1 protein-coding gene is annotated in these 212 nt (G+C 47.2%); it reads right to left on the bottom strand.

Features of this window, described 5'->3' with window-relative positions; genetic code table 11:
• Positions 1-212 (bottom strand): hypothetical protein (locus tag Q0828_RS24475; protein WP_298428008.1); only part of this gene is annotated, 212 nt, incomplete at both ends.

Consider the following 212-nt stretch of genomic DNA (forward strand, 5'->3'; position numbering starts at 1 on the left):
TCAGCTGGATCTGTCGCACTGTTGTCTACCGTAGTAATTGATACCACTGTAGCTACACTACTTGGATTGTCAATACTCACTGGTACACTTGCGTTTCCGCCATCTTCTGCGATCGTTACATCTCCAACGCTCATCGCTGGGGTATCATTATCTGTGATGGTTACCGTTCCAGTATCTGATGCATTAGAAGTGTTCCCACTTGCCACCGTTCC

The sequence above is a fragment of the uncultured Kordia sp. genome (assembly GCF_947496985.1).
In the GTDB taxonomy this organism is placed as follows: Bacteria; Bacteroidota; Bacteroidia; order Flavobacteriales; family Flavobacteriaceae; genus Kordia.